This window comes from Brunnivagina elsteri CCALA 953 (assembly GCF_002289455.1).
In the GTDB taxonomy this organism is placed as follows: domain Bacteria; phylum Cyanobacteriota; class Cyanobacteriia; order Cyanobacteriales; family Nostocaceae; genus Brunnivagina; species Brunnivagina elsteri.
This window is the reverse complement of the sequence record NZ_NTFS01000015.1, coordinates 1-20,370: the sequence shown is the minus strand read 5'-3', so window position 1 is coordinate 20,370 and position 20,370 is coordinate 1. Positions and strand designations below refer to the sequence as shown.

Here is a 20,370-nt window from a genome sequence, read left to right as displayed (position 1 = left end):
CACCCAGTAATTACTTTGAATAAGATGATTTACTTTATTTTTCTGATTCTAGAATAGCCGATGTCTCACCCATTTTTTGAGTTTATTCGGAAGTCTCTAATTTAATATTTTCCCTCTTTGCCAAAGTCCAGGCAACCACTAGATACAAAGTCCAGTAAATATTTGTTTTGTACAATAAAAAGCTCTCTGTAAGATTATTCATCACCAGAAAAATTAGAAAAGCCAGATACCATAAATTTTCCGGTTCTTGAGTTGCATAAGCAAGTTTGAGAGCGCGAGAATAGGTGATAAAAAAGCTGATTGCAAACAAAAATAATCCAACCAATCCCACATCAAGAGCCATATCAATGAAACCATTATGACCGTGAGGAGGGGTAAAACCATCGGTTAAAGCTAAACCAACATCTTTTGCATACTGACTGCCAGGAGACCAAAAAGCACCACGTCCAAAACCAAATAATGGTCTTTCCATCAGTTTACCCAATGCTGCACCCCACATTGGTGTTCGTCCTGTCAAAGTTGGATCCCTTCCTATTGCTGTTAATATTTCTGACCAGTTACCAATTAAAACTGTTGCGATACTAGCAATAATTAGAATCGCAATATCAAGATAAACAACAGTAATTTTTCCCTGCCAACGATATTGACTATAGAAAAACAAAATTGATAACAGCACAATAGAAACAATTAGGGATGTTTTGGATGTGGAACGCACAATTAAAAACACCGCAAGTAGTAATCCGCAGTATTTATAAAATTTGTAAAATGTATCGAATTTATAAGACTTATTATTGTAAGATATTCCCGAATTACTATTTTCGTATTTTGGTAGCAAAATAAATGTAAATGTACCAATCAACATCATACTACCAAGAATATTCTTATATCCGAAAACACCCTTCCAAGCACCAGGATGGTCTAGAATATGCAAACCAATGATTGGATCGGTGAAAACAACAATTAAACTCATTACTCCACCAATAAAAAATGATGCTGCAATTATTTGTATTTGTTCTTTAATCTTAAACCGTGAAGCAAAATACAATCCAAAAAAGGTCATTTGCATAATTTCACGATTATCTTTTAATGTATTCAGAAATACGTCTGACCATAGAAAAGAAACGAGAATTAGAATTGTTAGTAATAAGATATATATATTTGCTAATGCCGTCTTAATTGAATTTTTCCAGCGCAGACAGAGTAAAACAATTGCTATAACCCAAACTCCATACCGGAGAAGAGTCATTGATGGACCTTTTATAATTTGGGAAAATGCACCGGAAAAAAATAATAATCCAATGAGGGAATACAACTTTTCAAAGTTACTAATCACGTTTGTAAAAATGAGTTAAATAAACGATTAATCCAATAATTATTCAAATGCTGAACCTGCTTTCAATATTTTAATTTCTTGTTCTTTTTGAATTTCTAAAAATATTGATTTGAGTGCAGTACCCCAACTATTATTAATATCGTAAAACTGCTCCTGTAATTTCACACAAGCAAGTCTTTTTTGCTCATAAAGCTGATAATCTTCAGATAAATTGATTAAGGCATTCCCATAAGCTTCAACATCATCGGGAGGGACTTCAAAAACTCCATCCCGTACATAGAATATTGCCGGACATACAGCAGAACTAATAACTGGACGACCAGACAAAATACTTTCAGCAATAACCCGATTGAAACCTTCTACAAATTGGCTTTTAGTTGGTACTATAAGGACATGAGAACGATTCAACATTTCTTTAATTTTTGGTTTATAGCAATAGCCATGACAAAGAAAAGTTGACTCTATTCCTAAATTTTTAACTGCCAAATGTAAAGTTTCTAATGCTAAACCATCACCACAAATATCAAAAATGATATGTTTTCTACCCTCATCTGCGAAACGTTTGGCTATTTCTAACAGGTCAAATACGCCTTTATTCGATTCAATTCGACCGATATATAATACTCGAAAGAGATTAGATTTAGTATCTTGAGGTTGAATAATATCGGCAAAATCAACGGGGTTAAAACTTGGTAAAAATGCGAAAACTTTTGGATGATGACCTTTTGTTAGTTGGGAAATTTGTTCGGCTATTTCATTTGACACTACGGTAATCGCTTTAGAACTGCTAGAAAAGATAGTCTGACTTAGTTTTAAGATAATTTTTTCGCCTAAAGTTTGTTTCCCATATTTTCGCCACAATGTACAATGTAGTGATGGAATTATTTCAATTCCTAGACCACGAAATAGTAATAAGAGAAACCAGTAAGTTGTACCACTATCTATTACTGCCACATTAGCCTGAAATTTATAGCTGGAAATTAATAAATTTAACCCATATAAAATTTGTTGCAAGTGATAGAAAATACCTTTTGCATTCGCTAATGAAACTGGACGATGTTCCACTATAAATTGCTTATCTTTTACTATTTGCTTTTTCCTCGCTTGGGCAATCACATAACCTTTGGCATTGACTTTTCTACAAGCTTCATAGAATTGGCTAGAATAGGTAATTGATACCTGGGAAGAAACATCCTCTCCTTTGATCCAACAGTTGTAAGACTCTATAGCATTTTCTGGTCCAACAGCATATAAAACTCGAAGTTCTTTAGGCATTTTGTTTAATTTTTAGATACATTAATAAAGAATTCAGACTATTAGGCTAAGTGAAAAATTTGCATCTATCCACAGGTTGACTTTTTCTCTTGAGCGGGTAAGGATGTTTTTTGTCTCTTCCACTGAGAATAAAAACTAGTATCCCATTCTCTACAAGATGCTAGGAAGATGCTTCCTTCGTCAGCATGACAGTTTGGGAATGATAGTTGGGGAAGATGCTTCCTTCGTCAGCATGACAGTTGTAGGGGTGGAGTCTCCCCACCCTTCGTATGATAGTGTTGGTAAGTATATGAGAAAGAAGATTTTATTTTCTGGAAGTCCATAATTTTAGAGATATGATTAATCGCGTTCGGTACGAATCCAAGCTTTCTGCGGTTTGATTAAGAATTTGAAATATAAAGGAATCTTCCAGAGAATATAAATTGGCACAGCTAGAAGTTCTTGTAATGGCAAATCTGAACTGGCAAATTTTGCCCAAGATAGGAGAATTGCAGTCATAATAAACAACCCGGCAATAGTTGTTATGACTACGGGTATCCACAGTGATGTGACCAGACAAAAAAGTAGTGAAATGAACATCATAGATACCCACATGACTACCAAGAGTGACAGTGGTGGAATACACAAATCAAGGGCACTGAAGAATAATTGCGATCGCTTGTGTTTTATCCCTGCCCAGACTAATTTTGGAACGTAAGTTAGTAGGGTTTGCAGATGACCATGTTCCCAACGGGTACGTTGAATTTTTGCTGCTTGGGTATTTTGAGGTAAATTTCCGAAAACTCGCGCATCGGGGCAAAAAATGGGTGGATGACCTGCCATACTCAAGTCTAGTCCTAGTTTCATATCTTCAACAATATCAGAGCTAGCGACGTTTATCGAACGAATTACTGACCAAGGAAATGCCATCCCAGTTCCTGCTAGCAGACAGGGTAATCCTAAGCGAGTCATTCCACAGGAACGGACGAGATTTTTGACTTTGAAAGCGAATGCGGAAATTGAGTCTTTGGGATTAGGTTGATTAGGTTTTGCCATCAAATAGTTTGCTTGGACTGGTTTTCCCGTTACGATCGCAGTTTTGGTGAGGATTGCGATCGCATCTCGATTGACTTGACAATCGGCATCAATAAACACCACCACATCTGGCGCTCTCTTCTCCAGGTACTGCAATCCATAATCGAGTGCATATCCTTTCCCCAATCGCTCTGAGTCATGTCTTTCAATAACTGTAGCTCCTGCATTCCTGGCAATTTCGGCAGTGGCATCACTACAATTATCTGCGATCGCAATCACATATTCTTGGGGTTTTAACGTAGAAATTAATTTTGTTAACGTGCTACTAATCACGTTTTCTTCATTATGAGCGGGAACTAGAATCGCAACTTTGGGATTGAGTAATGATTCATCCAGAGTATTATCTGTTTGTCTAATAGCCGGGAAAAGTGCTGCGACACACTCAACGAGCAAAACTAAAGCTAGTATAAATAGCCCAAATGCTCCAACTGAAAGAAATACCTCAATAGATAGATGCACAAACTGAACAATAGACATATAGCTTTTACCTCATGGGCTGTCTTTGTGTTGCTTTCTCACAATCACGTCAGACAAACAAATACACAGAAATATCATTCTTAGACTTAGATTGATTTATCAAGAAAGAATTCAGGAGTCAGCAGCCAGAATACGGAATGTATTCTCTGTGACTGGTGAATGAATAAAGGGTTTAACAAGCTTGTTCTGTTTAATTCCCCAGCAATAGAAAGGCAGGGTGTTTTGTGTCGGGGTAAAATCCTCCGTTCGCGCTTCGCGTTCCCGTTGGCGTAGCCGCCCTAGAAAGGGCTAGGGTAGTGTTGTGGACGGAAACCGTCCCCACAAACTTCTCTCCGTTACAAAACATAATTGCGAATTACGAATTGCGAATTGCGAATTGTTTTAATACCCCCGCATCTATAAGGCGCTCTACAATTAAGTGTGGTGTAAAATCATACTTAATTGATTCTGACTTCTGAATTCTGACTTCTGAATTCTTCTTTTTTATCAATAATTTTGGCTGGAACCCCTACTGCTGTAGCTCCTGGGGGAACATCCAGCAAAACAACAGCATTAGCTCCAATATTGGCATTATCGCCGATGTTCACATCACCAAAAACCTTTGCTCCAGCACCGATATTGACGCGCTTTCCCAATCTAGGTGCTGCTAGAGGCTTCTCTAAATAGCGATTTCCCAGAGTGACACCTTGACGAATTATACATTCATCGCCAATCGTGCTATATCCATGAATAACTATGGCTCCTTGGTGTTCAATGACTACACGCCGTCCTAACTTTACCGTGTAAGGTAATTCAATTCCGTAACTATTACGAACCTTACGATACAGCATTCTGTACAAAATGCTAAGGGGGGCACGCACCAGCTTTGGTTCAACTTGTATTCGCCAAACTCCGAAACGATACACTGCGATCGCACGAAATCCAGGTTTTGTCCAATCGCATCCGTGGGCAATCCAGTCTTCTTTGATTTGCTGCCAAAAACTTAAGCCGATTCCCGTCTCATGGGTATTATTTGTGTCATTACTATTTGAAATTGACTCTGCCCGAACATCCATAAGTTATATTCCCCATAGCTTTTAAATTCTCTACTTACTCACATTTCTGTATTCCTTGTCAGAACTAGCACCTTGGGCTAATAGTTGTTCCTTACTCGATTCAGTTCGAGTATTGTTGTAATAAAAATAATTATCAGGTTCCTGCTTGACATTTACGCCATTGGCAACAATTCCCAACACATTTGCTTCCGAACGGACTAATAAAGACTTAGTTGCTAAGGCGCTGGCTGTATCAGCAACACCAGGACGGACTACGACTAAAACACCATCTACCATCTTCCCTAAGACTGCTGCATCAGCAGTTCCCGCCAGAGGTGGGGTATCAAAAAGTATATAGTCGTAGCTAGCGGACAAAGCTTGAATCAATGCATTCATACTCTGTGAATCCAGTAAAGCTATGGGATTTGGGGGAATGACTCCGGCAGTCAATACTGATAGATTTCGGGTTACAGATTGAATACAACGACGAATTTGTTCTTGACCGACAATTACATTACTCAAGCCTGTCAAATTCATTACCCCCCACAGGTGATGTTGCGAGGGATTACGCATATCTGCATCTATTATCAATACCCTTTTTCCGGCTTGTGCCATTACAGCAGCTAAATTCGCGGATACTTCTGATTTTCCTTCACCAGCAACCGAGCTTGTGACAACAATAGTACGGACTTTTTTATGACTGATAAAGTTGAGATTTGCCTGAAGCATTTGATAGGCTTCATGGATAACCGATCGCGGTAGAGTTGCGACAATTATTCTTGGGGATGCTGCTTCGATGAATGTTTGTGCGATCGCATTGTTGTTAGTCTCGAATTTCGGGATTAAACCGAGCAATGTGTAACCAAATATCGTCTCAGCTTCCTTGATTGTTTTTATTGAGCGATCGATGATATCAATTAGGAATGCAGCAGCAATCCCAAACATTAAACCAACAAATACCCCACCTGCCGCTAGATACATTGTCAATTTTGAGCGTACTGGTTGGTTAGAAACAGCAGCATCCTGAACAATGCGAGCGCTACCAACGTTCTGATTTTCCGCAACCCGAACTTCTTGGAGTCTCGTTAGTAGTTGTTTGTAGCTTTCTTGAGCTACCGTTAGTCGTCGTTCTAAGTCTCCTTGCTTTTTCTCTAAATTTGGTAAAATATTGGCACGTTTTTTGTACTCTTGGTGAAGATTTGTCAATGTTTGCACTTTGTTTTCAAAACCCAAACGCTGCGCTTGCAGTCTGACAGATTCTCCTAATAACTGTTCCTTGAGTGCCCCTAATTGCAGACTGTTGGGGTCAATTTTCACATTTTTTGAGGGAACTGATTGGCTAACTCGCTGCTGCAATAAATTAGTGAGGGCTTTTTCCTCTTCTTTCAAGTTGGCTATGGAGGGATGAGTACTGGTATAGCGACTTTGTGCAGTTGCCAATTTGGATTGAACTTTTTGTAGTTCCCCTAAAACCTCCTGTACCCCAGGAATCAGACTTAGAGAGGCAACATCAACAGCGCGATCGCTTTTAATTTTCAACTGCGATCGCAGCTCAGTTTGTTGGGAAGTTGCTTCTGCAAGCTGCCCCCGTGTTTCGTTTAATTGCTTATCGAGTTCACCAATTGTCTTAACTGTTTCGTTCGACTCTTCCTCTAAATTAATAATCTGGTTTTGTTCTTTGAAACGTCGCGATTCTTCGGCAGTTTTATCCAATTCACCTTTCGCCCGTGGTAATTGTGCTTCAATAAACTTACGTGCTGCTAAAGCTTCCGAACGGTTATTTCTAATGTTGTTCTCTACATACGATCGCATCAGTTGATTGACTATTGCTGCTGCTTCTTTCCCATTCTCAGAAATATAAACAACATCAAGCACATCAGTTCCAGCAATCGGTTCGACTTTAATAATCAATGATTCTGGTTCTATGAGTTTTCCCGTCTTATCCCGCAAGTTAAGTTTTTCAACTACAGCTTGTAAAATCGGACGGGATTGCAAAATTACAGCCTGAGTCGAAAGTGGATTTGCTTCCCTTCTTATACTCTCCAAATCCCGAAATTTTCCATCAACACCAGTCAAAGAATTAGTTCGATTTGCTTGAAAGAGCAATTTCCCCTTAGCTTCATAATTTGCACGTTGCAGCGATATTACAAACCCAGATAATGCAACCGATGTCAAAAAAATTCCCGATGCAATTAGCCAGCGTCGCTTCAAAACTAACCAATAGTTTTGCAAATCTAAATCATCAGAATTACTTTGCTTCTCCATATTTTTTTGCTTGTTCACTAATAAAATCATTTAGTAAAATTTGTACAAATTTATGAACTTCTTCCCTTGGCGACTTGGCGGTTCCATAATATTCAGAGTTCAAATAGAATTAGTACATAAAGTGATTGACTTACCTTCTTGATTTGAATTATTTCTTAAAACTATTTTTTCATCGAAACCAAACGTTTCGATTTTTTCGCTTCAACTACTAACCAAGGATTTTGGTACAACTGCAATCGTTGTTGTAGAACTAAATAACAGAAAGGAACTGCACTCAGGACATAACGTTTCCACAATCGTTGTGGCTCCAGGGCAAGCCTATAAAACCATTCCAAACCAATCTCACTCATCCATTTTGGCGAGCGTTGAACACTACCAGCTTCAAACTCGATCGTCGCTCCAATCGCTAAAAATATTTTGACGTGTTTCAACTGTTCTCTATACTTAACAATCCACATCTCTTGCTTGGGGGCACCTACTCCAATTGCCAAAACAGTTGCCTGGGAATGGTTAATTAACTCCACTATTTTTTGACATTCTTGTTCGTTCTCCTCAAAACCAAATGAAGGAGAATGTGCGGCAACAACTATATCTCTTCCAATTTTGGTATTGACTTTTTTCTGTGCTTGCTCTACTACTTTTGTTTCTGAACCTAGCAGAAATATTGTGATATTTTCATCACCTTTATAATAGTGATAAAAGGCTGGAAATAAATCTGAACCAGAAATTTTTTCTTGTATTGGTGTTCCCAAAAAATTAGACACATGCATCAACACTTTGCTATCGCAAACTCGATAATCTGCCTCTTGGTAGACACCATAAAAATCCCGATTTTTTTGTAACTTCATCACATGATCCACATTTGGAGTAAATACAATTCCACCATTTCGCAGTCTGCCTAGAAGTTCCTGCATTCTAATGTTGTGAATAGTCACATTTAGTAAGTTTATTTGCCTCATCACCACTACTAGAATAAGTTATATAGGATTACTATTTGGTTTTTGAATATATCTAGGTAGGTTATGTGAGCGATCGCATCACATTTAAATTCACATTTAAATACAGTTAATAACCAGCTAAATCTATTTAATCCAGTCTATTTGCTGCGATGCCAGATTGAGAATTGCACTGTAGAAGCGCAAATAATTGAAGTTCAAGCCATGACACAAAAGACTGATTACAAGAAAGAGACTCCCAATAATCTGTTCTTTATACCAACTTTTTACTAGCAATATCCGCTAAGTACATCCGTCTATAGTCAGCTTTAATATATCTTTGATTTTAGGTAATATCCAACAACTACTGTGAAGTTAAGATGTAGAAAAAGATAATTGTTTATGAAGTAAATGTAAAGCCTAAGTTTTTTTCCGGATTTGCTTGGTGATAATTGAAACAATAAAGCCGACAAAAATGCCAATAAATAAATATCCTATAAAGAATATTCCAGATGACTAATAAAGTATTGCTGAATACATTTTATTTAATTTAGATTTAATATTTAGGCTTAACGTGTAGTCGTAAGAGACAGTAGAAAAGAAGCCAATGATTAGCCTGGGTAATGATTATTGAGTATGGGTATTGGTAAAAATAACTAAATTACAATGTCGAGTGGACTTTGATTTCTGTACTAAAAAAATAAGCATGGTAAGCGTTATATCTCACCATGCTTGTAGTTATAAATCAAGTATCAATTCGACAATTAATTAAACAGAATAATTCAATGAGAATTATTTGCTGATTAAACTATGTCATTATTTGGGCTAGGACCTTCGATTTCCCATGCTAAATCGGTAACAGGAGTAATAAATGAGGTTTTCGTTAGGTCAATCGCAACTTTACCAGCAGGTGAAACTTGCATACCCCAAATTGCATTTTCGCCTGTTGCGTAATTGCGCCAAACAATATCGGGGATACCATCTCTGGTGTAGTCAGCAACACCTTCCATTTCCCAATTAGTATCGGCAACTGGAGTAATGAAATCAGTTTTAGCAGCATTAAAGTCGCCTCCAGGAGTCATTACCCAAACAGCATTTTTACCTTTATCAACACCTGTTCCATAATTACGCCACAAGATATCACCGATACCGTCCTTATCAAAGTCAATTACATCTTCGATTTCCCAACTTGTATCGGCAACTGGAGTAATGAAATAGCCATCTGTAGCGGGGTTAAAGTAAGGAGTAGTGGCGCTAGGAGTATTACTTAACTTCCAAACAGCATTTTTACCTTTATCAGCACCTGTTCCATAATTACGCCAAATAATATCGAGTGTTCCATCTCCAGTCATATCAGACCAACCTTCAATTTCCCAGTCGGTATCTGCGACTGGTGTGATGAACTTAGTTTCGGCAGTATTCAGGGTAAAGCGTCCGGCGGGAGTGCTAGGTGTATCATTGTAATCAATTTCCCAAATCGCGTTTTCACCTGTAGCGTAATTGCGCCAGAGAATATTTGCGTTGCCGTCTTTATCTAAATCCGCAACCCCTTCAATTACCCAGTTAGTGTCAGTAACGACTGTTGTTAAGGTAGCGCTTTTAGTTGTATCTATATCAATACCGTTAGCATCATTCTTCATTACCCAAATAGCATTTTTACCACTATCAGCACCTGTTCCGTAATTGCGCCAGAAGATATCGGTAATGCCGTCTTTATTGACATCAAACAGCCCTTCTACTTCCCAGCCAGTGTCTGGTGTTGGGGTGATGAATTTTGTACCTGGATTAATTAATGGGAACTTGTTATTGGTAGCTGCTTGGTTGTAGTCAAGTACCCAAGCTGCGTTTTTACCAGAATCTCCACCAGATGTTCTATAGTTACGCCAGAGAAGTTCGGGATTCCCATCATTGTTGAAATCGGGTGCAGTAATTGGGTTATTGAGAGTAGTTCCACCAAAGTTAATAGTAACGTTACCTGCGATCAACTGGGTACTATCTTCTGCTAAACCGCCGTACTCATAAATTGAACCCTGAACTTGGTAATTACCAGTCGAGCCACTATTCGCAAGGTCATTCCAAAAACCTCTAGCGGAAGTACCATCGCTGCTTTTTAGAATTGCGTCAGTACCAATGACGTGGGCATAATCTTCACCACCAAAGTCGTTTGGTTCATCTCCTGGAACCCAGTTAGCATATCGACCAGGGTCAACAGTACCAACAGTACCATTAACTGCTCCATTCCAGAATGTAGTTCCGCTTTCTGGACCTGCAACCCATTTCCATGTACCTTCATTTTCTGTATCGCTGGCACCAATCCAACCATTACCAGCTACTCGCTGTTGAACAAAATTCTGTTCTGTGCTGCTGGTAATTGTTGCTAAGTAGCCTTGTCTACCAAAGTATTTATTACCAGTATCGTTGGCAGCTGTATTAGCCGCAGTCCAAGCAATTCCAGTGCTAGGAACAAATTCATAAAAGTGACCGTTTACTGGGTTGGATAACAGCTTACCCAAGGAAAAGCGAATTGTGCGGGCTGTTCCAGGGTCAGCAGGGGTAGCGTTGGTATATGTGATAGAACGTAGAGCTGCTTGGTAGTTAGCAACAGATGAATCTCCATCTAAAGATAGAACTCCGGTTGTGTCGTTGTAACTCCAAGTAATTCCACCAGTGAGAGAACTACTACCAGTAGTTATATCTCCAGTTACAGTTCCAGTTTGTCCAGAGACACCTAATTCGTCTTTAGCTTTAATAAAACCGCCAATTAAGACTCTGGCTCCATTTAAATTTGTAGTACCCGCAACATTTAAATTCGGATCGACAATGAGCGTTGTAGCCGCATAATTTTTAGTACCCGCAACGGTTATTAGTGTTTGGTCTCCACCAACAGCCGCAGCAGTTGGGTCGGATGAAGTAGAAGTAGAAACTGGAAGATTTTGGTCAAGTGTATTGCTAGTGTTATTTGTTATTTCCGTGTAGGAGATTACTAAATCAGTATTTTGCACAGTTAAATCCTCACAATTGATTAAATATTTTTGCTGGTGTAAATTTTAGGTTCTGCAAGATAAACCCACATCCAGCCCGAACAGGTAATAGAAGCCCCTGAATTTCTATAAAACCCAATGCTTGCGGGATAGGGTTTTTGGGAGACACTTAAAAAAAATCTGCTTCACTTAGGAGTTTGAATTAAATTAAATACAACTCTTGATTGTGTAGTATTTGTGTTGGGTTACGCACTCGCTGACACCCAACCTACAAAGATTCGTATATTAATAAATACCCACCCTCGCGAATTAGTATACTTTGTTACGAATGATTATGTACTAAAAGCGATCGCATAGTCAAATAAATACTTATTATTCCCAAATAAATTTGACAACGATTATATTTAATCATAATTTCACACAATTGTAACAATTATGACTGAAAAAAAGTTCATGCAAGTCGCAGGGAATACATCTATGGGAATATTTTGTGAATAAATCTAGCCACAGGTATTATTGCATACTTATTGTCAGTATAAAAAGTGTAATGGTCATTAGGGGAATAAAATACAATGCAATAAAAATTTAAGACGTTCCGGTGGAACGTCTCTACGTGGGTTATTTGTTGGTTTCTGTGTGCGATCGCTTGGTTTGTTTGAACCACTCGACGATTCCTTGTGCGATCGCATTTGCTAATTTTTTCTGCTCTTTGGTATCTGTAACCCATTCAAACTCGTTGGGGTTACTCATAAAACCCAGTTCCATTAATACCGATGGTGAATTTGCGGGACGGGTTAATGCTAAGTTGTTCCAAAATACACCGTAGGTTGGTCGCTTTAGTTTTGTGACTATATAGTTATGTAAGAATGTCGCGAGGCTATGGGCTTGGGGATGATACCAAAACATACCCACACCTTTTGTATTCTCGGCATCCCCATTGTCCGGTAGGGCATTGTAATGGACTGATAGGGAAATATTTGGTTCTTCGGTATCAATTAGTTTTTGACGGTCAGGTAAAGATAATTCGCGATCGCTTTCCCTGGACATGACTACGGTTGCACCACGCTGGATTAATTCATCACGTAGTAACTTCGATACCGTGAGATTAACATCCTTTTCTAAAGTTCCATCACCTCCAGGAGCGCCGGATTCTTTCCCGCCATGTCCAGGATCGAGTAAAATCTTGATGCCAGATAGAGGTTTTTGTTTTTTGGTCGAAAAATCTGGAGGATGACGCAATGTTAAAACTAAACTCGTCCCTTCATAGCGGAGTTTGTACCCCCACTGCTGGTTTTGTTTGAGATTGAATATATATTGAACTTGGTTTGGGTTAACTTGCTGCCAATCGAGACGAGAAATTATCGGGTTTTCATCGGTACGAAAGGTATCAGTTTGAGCTGTGGTGTTATAAAGTGTGAGGACAAATTTTTTATCTCCTTGTTGAACGCTTACAGGTACGGGTACTTGGAGGGGAAAAATTACTTCCGTTCTTTCTGTGGATTTACGATAGCCAATACTGCGAATAATTGTCCGTGGGGGTACTGCACCTGGTATAATGCGAGTCTCTTTACTATTAATCCAACCGCCATAATCCAACCTCAGCCAGTCACCATCTCTCCCTGCGATCGCAGCTCTTGTTCCCCTTGGTAGTGGTGTCAGTCGGGAATTATCCGTACTCGAACCTGTTCGTGCTACACCAGAATCAACTGTAACTTCTGCTACTTGTAACTGTGACGGAGAAAGGATTTGCACCTTACCTGTACCCAGTTGCGTGACGGTTTTGCCATTGAGGGTTAGTTGAAATTGGGGTTGTCCTAAATCGCCAGCAGTCTTTACAGTGGTACAACCTGCATAATTGCTAATTTTATTTTGGGCAATATTATTTGGGGATAATGGTTGATTTCGTCCTGTAAGTGCAGCTTTATTGTCAGGTAATTGAGCTACAAGTGGTTGAGGAGAAAGTGTGATCGCTTGTCCAGCCAATTTAACAGAAACATTTGCATTGGCAGAGGCAATTGCGCTAAAACAGATTGATTCATCTGGCATTCGAGCAATATCTAGCGATGGTAGGAGCGAATCCTTAACAAAGGCTAACTCTTGGGGAAGTTGAGGTTGTAAGGAGTTCCGCGTCACTTGAATCGACAATTCTTGGTTCTGGTAACGAATAGTAAAGTTATTTTCCCCTACCTGGAGGGGCAAACTAGGAGCAAAATGACCTAACTTGCTGCGAACAATTGGCTTACCATTTATCAGAACTTGTCCGGTTTGTGGTGCAGTACCAATGAAAAAGATTCTATCAGCACTTGTTTTGTGTTTGGCGGGGGGATAAACAACTTTGAGGGTTTGTTCTTGAGCCAAAACAACGGAGGGAGTAAATATCGAAGCTAACAGTACTAAGTTTAATAAGAGTTTCACGCCACTGGAAATGAATAAGCACAACATTTACTGTGGCACAATGTCGGGGTGTCTTCAGTTAGAAATTGTTACAACTTAAAGATTTTTATGACTAAGTTTGTATTTGTCACTGGTGGGGTCGTATCTAGCATCGGTAAGGGAATTGTAGCAGCAAGTTTGGGACGGTTGCTCAAATCTCGCGATTATTCGGTTTCGATTCTCAAGCTCGATCCATATATTAATGTCGATCCAGGCACGATGAGTCCATTTCAACATGGTGAGGTGTTTGTCACCAAAGATGGTGCGGAAACGGATTTAGATTTGGGACATTATGAACGCTTCACTGATACCCCAATGTCTCGACTCAACAGTGTTACTACTGGTGCGGTTTACCAATCTGTAATTAACAACGAACGGCGTGGTGATTATAATGGTGGAACTGTACAGGTTATTCCCCACATTACCAACGAAATCAAGGACAGAATTAAAAGAGTTGCAAAAGAGACTAATCCTGATGTTGTAATTACGGAAATTGGCGGTACCGTTGGTGATATCGAATCGCTGCCATTTTTAGAGGCTATTCGCCAATTTCGCAAGGAAGTTGGACGGCAAAACGTGCTGTACATGCATGTAACTTTGGTGCCTTGGATTGCTTCAGCTGGGGAAATGAAAACCAAACCAACTCAGCATTCAGTCAAGGAATTACGCTCGATTGGCATTCAACCTGATATTCTAGTTTGTCGATGCGATCGCCCTTTACCTCCTGGTATCAAGGAGAAGCTTTCGGAATTTTGCGATGTTCCCGTAGAATGCGTGATTACGGCTCAAGATGCCAATAGTATTTATGAAGTACCCCTTATTGTCGAACGAGAAGGTTTAGCGCAGCAAGCATTAGAACACTTGCAAATGGAACAGCGTAAACCCGACTTACGACAATGGCAAAACCTAGTTGAAAAGTTGTATAGTCCAAAATATCAAGTCGAGATTGCGATCGTTGGTAAGTATGTGCGTCTTAGCGATGCCTATCTATCAGTCGTGGAAGCAGTTCGTCACGCTGCCATAAACACCTATGGAGAATTGCGTCTGCGCTGGGTAAACTCAGAAAAACTTGAAACCGAATCTGTCGCAAACTATCTCGAAGGTGTTGATGGTATTGTTGTACCTGGTGGTTTTGGCACGCGAGGAGTTGATGGTAAAATTGCCGCAATTAAATATGCCCGTGAACACCAAATACCCTTTTTGGGATTATGCTTGGGTATGCAATGTGCGGTAATTGAGTGGGCGCAAAATATTGCCGAATTACCGAACGCAAATAGTGCCGAATTTGACCCTGACTCGGCTAATCCTGTAATTCACTTATTGCCAGAACAGCGCGATGTTGTTGACTTAGGTGGGACAATGCGATTGGGATTGTACGCGTGTAAAATGCTACCTAACAGTATTGCCTTCAAACATTACCAAGAAGAAGTCGTCTACGAACGTCACCGTCATCGCTACGAATTTAACAATGATTACCGCAATCTCTTGTTGGATTCTGGGTATGTAATTAGCGGCACTTCCCCCGATGGACGCTTAGTTGAGATAGTCGAATATCCGAACCATCCTTTCTTTGTTGGTTGTCAATTCCATCCGGAATTCCAATCAAGTCCAAGCAAACCTCATCCCTTGTTTAGAGGATTCCTCGAAGCTGCTATTGGACATTCCCATCCCACAACTAATTTCCAAGCCCCAGCAGAAGTAGTATAGATAGCATAAATATTTCGATCGAGAAGCAACCACAAAATTCAAAATATTTAGTTTTGAATTTTGCAAATGCTTCGAGGTTGATATTTTCCACCCAGCGAATGGGGGGAGTTTTTGAGTTTGGCTATACCAGTAAAATATTGGATAAGTCATACTGGTAAAAGTATGGTTTGCTACATACTTGCTACCAAATTTGGGTTTTAAGGAGAAATTGTGGCTTACTGGGAGAAAATTATTTATCAAAAGAAAGAATACATCGTCAACTTTGAGCGTGTTTCTGCTTTTTGCTCCGAGCCGAATAGTAGAGTAACATTTTGGTTGCCGGATAATGCCATTCCAATTGTGATTAATCCACAAAGCAACCAAACAGACTATCAAAAGATTCTCGACTATACAGCCAAAGTTACGGAGTTGAGCGAAAATGCTTACTGGGTAAAAATTGTTTATGAAAGAAACGAGTATATAATCAACCTCACCTGCATTAGTTCGTTTTGTCGCGAACCCAATGGTAGGATAACTTTTTGGTTGCCTGATAGTACAATCCCGATAATTATTAATCCCGCAAGTAATCCAGAATCTTATCAAAAGGTTGTGGATTATATCGAAAAAGCTACAGGTTATACCATGTAGTCATGTATAAATAGCTTGCTAATATCCGCTCTAAGTCCAGAGCGTAATGATTTGTGCGGTTTAATTAATACTTTTCACATGTTTATAAGTTACGTGCAACAAACGATACGCACTTGGCGTTAAACGGAGCTTATCCCGTTTCAAAAGTCAAACCACATTTAAACATTAAATATTAAAAGATTACTAAATATTAGTCAGGTATAAGTTAGACTGATTTTAACTTTCCAGTCTTTGTAAAACCTCATACTTTGAAAAACGACTACATCAGTTATTATTGTGAGCGTATGTAGATGTTCAGCTCAATCAGAGGTTGCGCTGCTTGGGATGTTACAGATTTTTATTTAGTAAGTGCTTATTTATGAGTGCTTGTTTGTAAATACTTGTTTGTCAATGTCGCAGACAACGCTAGCCAATGGTAATTAAAAATCAACATCGGAGCTTAATTTAATTAGCTTCCTGTTGTTTTTTATCTTGCAGTTGAACTCAATGCTCTTTGTTCAAACTTAACGCGATCCACATGACTATTTACGTTGGAAATCTCTCTTACCGCGCTACCGAAGCAGATTTAAGAGCAGTATTCGCAGATTATGGCGAAGTTACACGAGTCGTACTACCTACTGACCGAGAAACTGGTCGGATGCGTGGCTTTGCTTTTGTTGATATGACTGAAGAAGCCCAAGAAGATAAAGCTATTACAGAACTGGATGGAGCTGAATGGATGGGGCGACAACTAAGAGTCAACAAGGCGAAACCGCGAGACGATAATAGCCGACGAGGTGGTTACAGTAAACAAGAAGCCTATGAATAACGGACTATTATCATAGCAAATTGTATTCTTGTTACGCAAGCAATTAGTTGCAGAGCTTGACAGGAAACGATTCCATTAAATGTAAGTATATATACAACCAGCCGATAGTTGTGTCATTTTCTAATGCCACAACTGTCGGTTTTTGATGTTTGGGAATGGGGAATAGGAAATAGTGTGGTTTGCCTTAGATTGCTTGAAGTATTGCGAATTTTGTTTCCAATGCCCAATGCCTAATGCCCAATGCCTAATTACCCATTTGTTACAGAATAATTTCTTGAGTTTCTCTAAAATCACACTTCAGTTATGCGATCGCTTTTCTAAGATAGAGGCAGAAGTATGTTTTTAGTAGTTGATTTTTAGTACTTTTCCTTTTCCGGCTTACAATCGGCAAGTATTACCGTCCAAAACACCCGGTAGTAGCCCGAATCAACCCAACAAATTGCCAGTAGAACCGCGAGGACTTGAAACATGACTCAAGCGTCAGAATCTTTGGATTTATCAACTAGTAAGGATAATAATGGTAGCGATCGCACTTTAGACCGAGATTGCACCACATTATCACGGCACGTGCTTCAGCAGTTACAAAGTTTTTCCCCAGAAGCGCAAGATTTAAGCGCTTTGATGAATCGGATTGCCCTTGCGGGTAAATTAGTTGCCCGTCGTCTCAGCCATGCGGGATTAATGGAAGGAGTATTGGGGTTTACTGGGGAAGTTAATGTCCAGGGTGAATCCGTCAAAAAGATGGATGTTTATGCTAACGATGTGTTTATCTCCGTATTTAAACAAAGCGGCTTGGTATGTCGGTTAGCATCGGAGGAGATGGAAAAACCCTATTACATCCCCGAAAATTGTCCGATTGGTCGTTATACTTTGCTTTACGACCCCATAGACGGTTCATCAAACACAGATAATAACCTTAGCCTTGGTTCAATCTTCTCAATTCGCAAGCAGGAAGGGGACGATGTAGATGAGACAGCCAGCGACCTATTTACACCTGGACGCAACCAAATTGCCGCCGGATATATTCTCTACGGTCCCAGCACTATGCTGGTTTATACTATAGGTAAGGGTGTTCATTCGTTTACACTTGACCCTAGTTTGGGAGAGTTTATCCTTACTCAAGAAAATATTAAGATTCCTGACAAAGGCTCTGTTTATAGCGTTAACGAGGGTAACTTCTGGCAGTGGGATGAATCGATACGTGAGTACGTTCGCTACGTCCATCGAACAGAAGGATATAGCGCTCGCTATAGTGGCGCAATGGTTAGCGATATTCATAGAGTATTACTACAAGGCGGTGTATTCCTTTATCCAGGAACCCGCGAAAAACCTGAAGGAAAATTGCGATTACTCTATGAAACTGCTCCACTAGCTTTTGTAATTGAACAAGCTGGTGGTCGTGCGACTACTGGACATATGGAGATTTTGGATGTGGTTGCAAAAAAATTGCACCAACGTACTCCATTGATTATTGGTAGCAAGCAAGATGTGGCAAAAGTCGAGTCGTTTATTCAAAACGGTCATTAATTATGATGTAGAGACGGAATATATCGCATCTGGGATATATTACGTCCAGCATCGATAAGTTTTTCAAACCCTTTGAGTCACTGATGAACTCTTTATTCGACAAAGTTAAGCTATTCTCGCCTGTGTAGGTAGTGGGGTAAGGGGCAATCTTTGTAACGGGGATTTTACTCCCAGACAAAACAAAGCTGCCTATGGGATTGCTAGGGACTTAAACCCCAAACTTGGTTACATAGATATTGGGCAGGACAAAATAAGAAATACTCATTCCCAATGCCCAATGCCCAATGCCCAAAATCTAAAATCTAAAATCTAAAATCTGAAATTTATGGTCAGTCTGCTAGAAAATCCTTTGCGGGTTGGTCTGCAACAACAAGGGATGCCCGAACCCCAAATCATCATTATCTTCGGTGCTTCCGGAGATTTGACTTGGCGCAAACTTGTGCCATCGCTGTACAAACTGCGAAAAGAACGGCGCATTCCCCCCGAAACAACCATAGTTGGTGTTGCTCGTCGTGAATGGACGCACGAATACTTCCGCGAACAAATGCGGAAAGGTATGGAAGAAGCCCACGGTGGCGTACATCCAGAGGAACTCTGGCAAGATTTTTCCCAAGGTTTGTTTTACTGTTCTGGGAATACCGATAATCCCGAAGATTACCAGAAACTGAACAAACTTTTAAATGAACTCGACGAAAAGCGGGGAACGCGAGGTAATCGGATGTATTACCTCTCATTGGCACCAAATCTTTTCCCCGAAGCCATTAAGCAGCTTGGTAGTGCAAAAATGCTTGATGACCCCTACAAGCACCGTTTGGTAATTGAAAAACCCTTTGGTCGGGATTTAGCATCGGCAAAAAGTTTGAATGCAATCGTGCAGAAGTACTGCAAAGAGAACCAGGTTTACCGGATCGACCACTATTTGGGTAAAGACACGGTTCAAAACCTGTTGGTATTCCGTTTTGCTAATGCCATCTTTGAACCCTTGTGGAATCGTCGTTTTGTAGACCACGTACAAATAACTGTGGCTGAAACCGTCGGTGTTGAAGACCGTGCTGGTTACTACGAATCTTCCGGTGCATTACGAGATATGTTGCAAAACCACCTCATGCAACTGTACTGTATGACCGCAATGGAAGTACCTAATGCGATGGACGCTGAAAGCATTCGTACAGAAAAAGTCAAAGTGCTACAAGCAACTAGACTTGCGGATGTAAATAACTTGGATTTATCCGCAATTAGAGGACAATACAGCGCTGGCTGGATGAAAGGTAAGCAAGTTCCTGGGTATCGGGAAGAACCTGGAGTTCAACCAGGTTCCACGACTCCTACTTTTGTGGCGATGAAATTTGCGATCGATAACTGGCGTTGGCAAGGTGTACCCTTTTACTTGCGGACGGGTAAGCGGATGCCGAAAAAAGTCAGCGAGATTTCGATTCATTTCCGCGAAGTACCTTCACGTATTTTCCAATCTGCGGCACAGCAAGTAAATGCCAATATTTTGACGATGCGAATTCAACCGAATGAAGGGATTTCGCTGCGGTTTGAGGTCAAAATGCCTGGTGCTGACTTCCGTACCCGCTCGGTGGATATGGATTTTAGTTACGGTTCCTTTGGGATTGAAGCAACTTCCGACGCATACGATCGCTTATTTTTAGATTGCATGATGGGGGACCAAACCCTATTTACACGGGGTGATGAAGTGGAAGCTGCATGGCAAGTAGTCACGCCAGCTTTGAGTGTCTGGGATGCTCCTTCTGACCCTTTACTAGTTCCCACTTACGAAGCTGGCACATGGGAACCAATCGAAGCCGAGCTATTGCTTAACCGCGATGGTCGTCGTTGGCGAAGACTTTAAATAGTTATGAGTTGAGAGTTATGAGTTATGAGTTGAGTG

The 20,370-nt window shown here is 40.1% G+C and carries 13 protein-coding genes; 5 read left to right on the top strand and 8 right to left on the bottom strand.

Annotated elements, in window-relative coordinates:
* Positions 1-82: 82 nt before the first annotated feature.
* From CK510_RS02570 to CK510_RS02535, 8 genes are all read right to left on the bottom strand, one after another.
* Positions 83-1,246 (bottom strand): O-antigen ligase family protein, encoded by a 1,164-nt coding sequence (locus CK510_RS02570; protein ID WP_095720213.1) that lies wholly within the window; start codon positions 1,244-1,246, stop codon positions 83-85.
* 126 nt (positions 1,247-1,372) lie between these two features.
* The gene (locus CK510_RS02565) at positions 1,373-2,608 is read right to left on the bottom strand and encodes a glycosyltransferase family 4 protein (protein ID WP_095720200.1); all 1,236 of its coding nucleotides are present in this window, start codon (positions 2,606-2,608) and stop codon (positions 1,373-1,375) included.
* 339 nt (positions 2,609-2,947) lie between these two features.
* Positions 2,948-4,159 (bottom strand): glycosyltransferase family 2 protein, encoded by a 1,212-nt coding sequence (locus CK510_RS02560; RefSeq protein WP_095720199.1) that lies wholly within the window; start codon positions 4,157-4,159, stop codon positions 2,948-2,950.
* Between the two features lie 437 nt (positions 4,160-4,596).
* Positions 4,597-5,214, bottom strand: coding sequence for a serine O-acetyltransferase (locus CK510_RS02555; protein WP_095720198.1), 618 nt, complete (start codon positions 5,212-5,214; stop codon positions 4,597-4,599).
* A 30-nt stretch (positions 5,215-5,244) separates the two neighbouring features.
* A complete protein-coding gene (locus CK510_RS02550; protein ID WP_095720212.1) occupies positions 5,245-7,458 on the bottom strand; it encodes a GumC family protein in 2,214 nt (737 codons plus the stop codon).
* 161 nt (positions 7,459-7,619) lie between these two features.
* Complete coding sequence (locus CK510_RS02545) at positions 7,620-8,417, bottom strand: WecB/TagA/CpsF family glycosyltransferase (RefSeq protein WP_095720197.1); 798 nt, start codon at positions 8,415-8,417, stop codon at positions 7,620-7,622.
* A 779-nt stretch (positions 8,418-9,196) separates the two neighbouring features.
* Positions 9,197-11,395, bottom strand: a complete 2,199-nt coding sequence (locus CK510_RS02540) for a lectin-like protein (protein WP_158224824.1) — start codon at positions 11,393-11,395, stop codon at positions 9,197-9,199.
* A 597-nt stretch (positions 11,396-11,992) separates the two neighbouring features.
* Complete coding sequence (locus CK510_RS02535; RefSeq protein WP_211293068.1) at positions 11,993-13,816, bottom strand: N-acetylmuramoyl-L-alanine amidase; 1,824 nt, start codon at positions 13,814-13,816, stop codon at positions 11,993-11,995.
* Positions 13,817-13,876: 60 nt separating this feature from the next.
* Between CK510_RS02535 and pyrG the strand changes: the two genes are divergently transcribed.
* The 5 genes from pyrG to zwf all read left to right on the top strand — a co-directional run bounded on the left by pyrG (position 13,877) and on the right by zwf (position 20,331).
* Positions 13,877-15,514, top strand: coding sequence for a CTP synthase (gene pyrG, locus CK510_RS02530; RefSeq protein ID WP_095720195.1), 1,638 nt, complete (start codon positions 13,877-13,879; stop codon positions 15,512-15,514).
* A 210-nt stretch (positions 15,515-15,724) separates the two neighbouring features.
* Positions 15,725-16,141, top strand: coding sequence for a hypothetical protein (locus tag CK510_RS02525; protein ID WP_095720194.1), 417 nt, complete (start codon positions 15,725-15,727; stop codon positions 16,139-16,141).
* A 517-nt stretch (positions 16,142-16,658) separates the two neighbouring features.
* Positions 16,659-16,949, top strand: a complete 291-nt coding sequence (gene rbp / locus CK510_RS02520; protein WP_095720193.1) for an RNA-binding regulator — start codon at positions 16,659-16,661, stop codon at positions 16,947-16,949.
* 468 nt (positions 16,950-17,417) lie between these two features.
* Entirely contained in the window at positions 17,418-18,476 is a 1,059-nt protein-coding gene (fbp, locus tag CK510_RS02515) for a class 1 fructose-bisphosphatase (RefSeq protein WP_095720192.1), read from the top strand.
* A 325-nt stretch (positions 18,477-18,801) separates the two neighbouring features.
* Positions 18,802-20,331 carry a glucose-6-phosphate dehydrogenase gene (gene zwf / locus CK510_RS02510; RefSeq protein ID WP_095720191.1) on the top strand — a complete coding sequence of 510 codons (1,530 nt, stop codon included), beginning with the start codon at positions 18,802-18,804 and terminating at the stop codon, positions 20,329-20,331.
* The last annotated feature ends 39 nt before the right edge of the window (positions 20,332-20,370 follow it).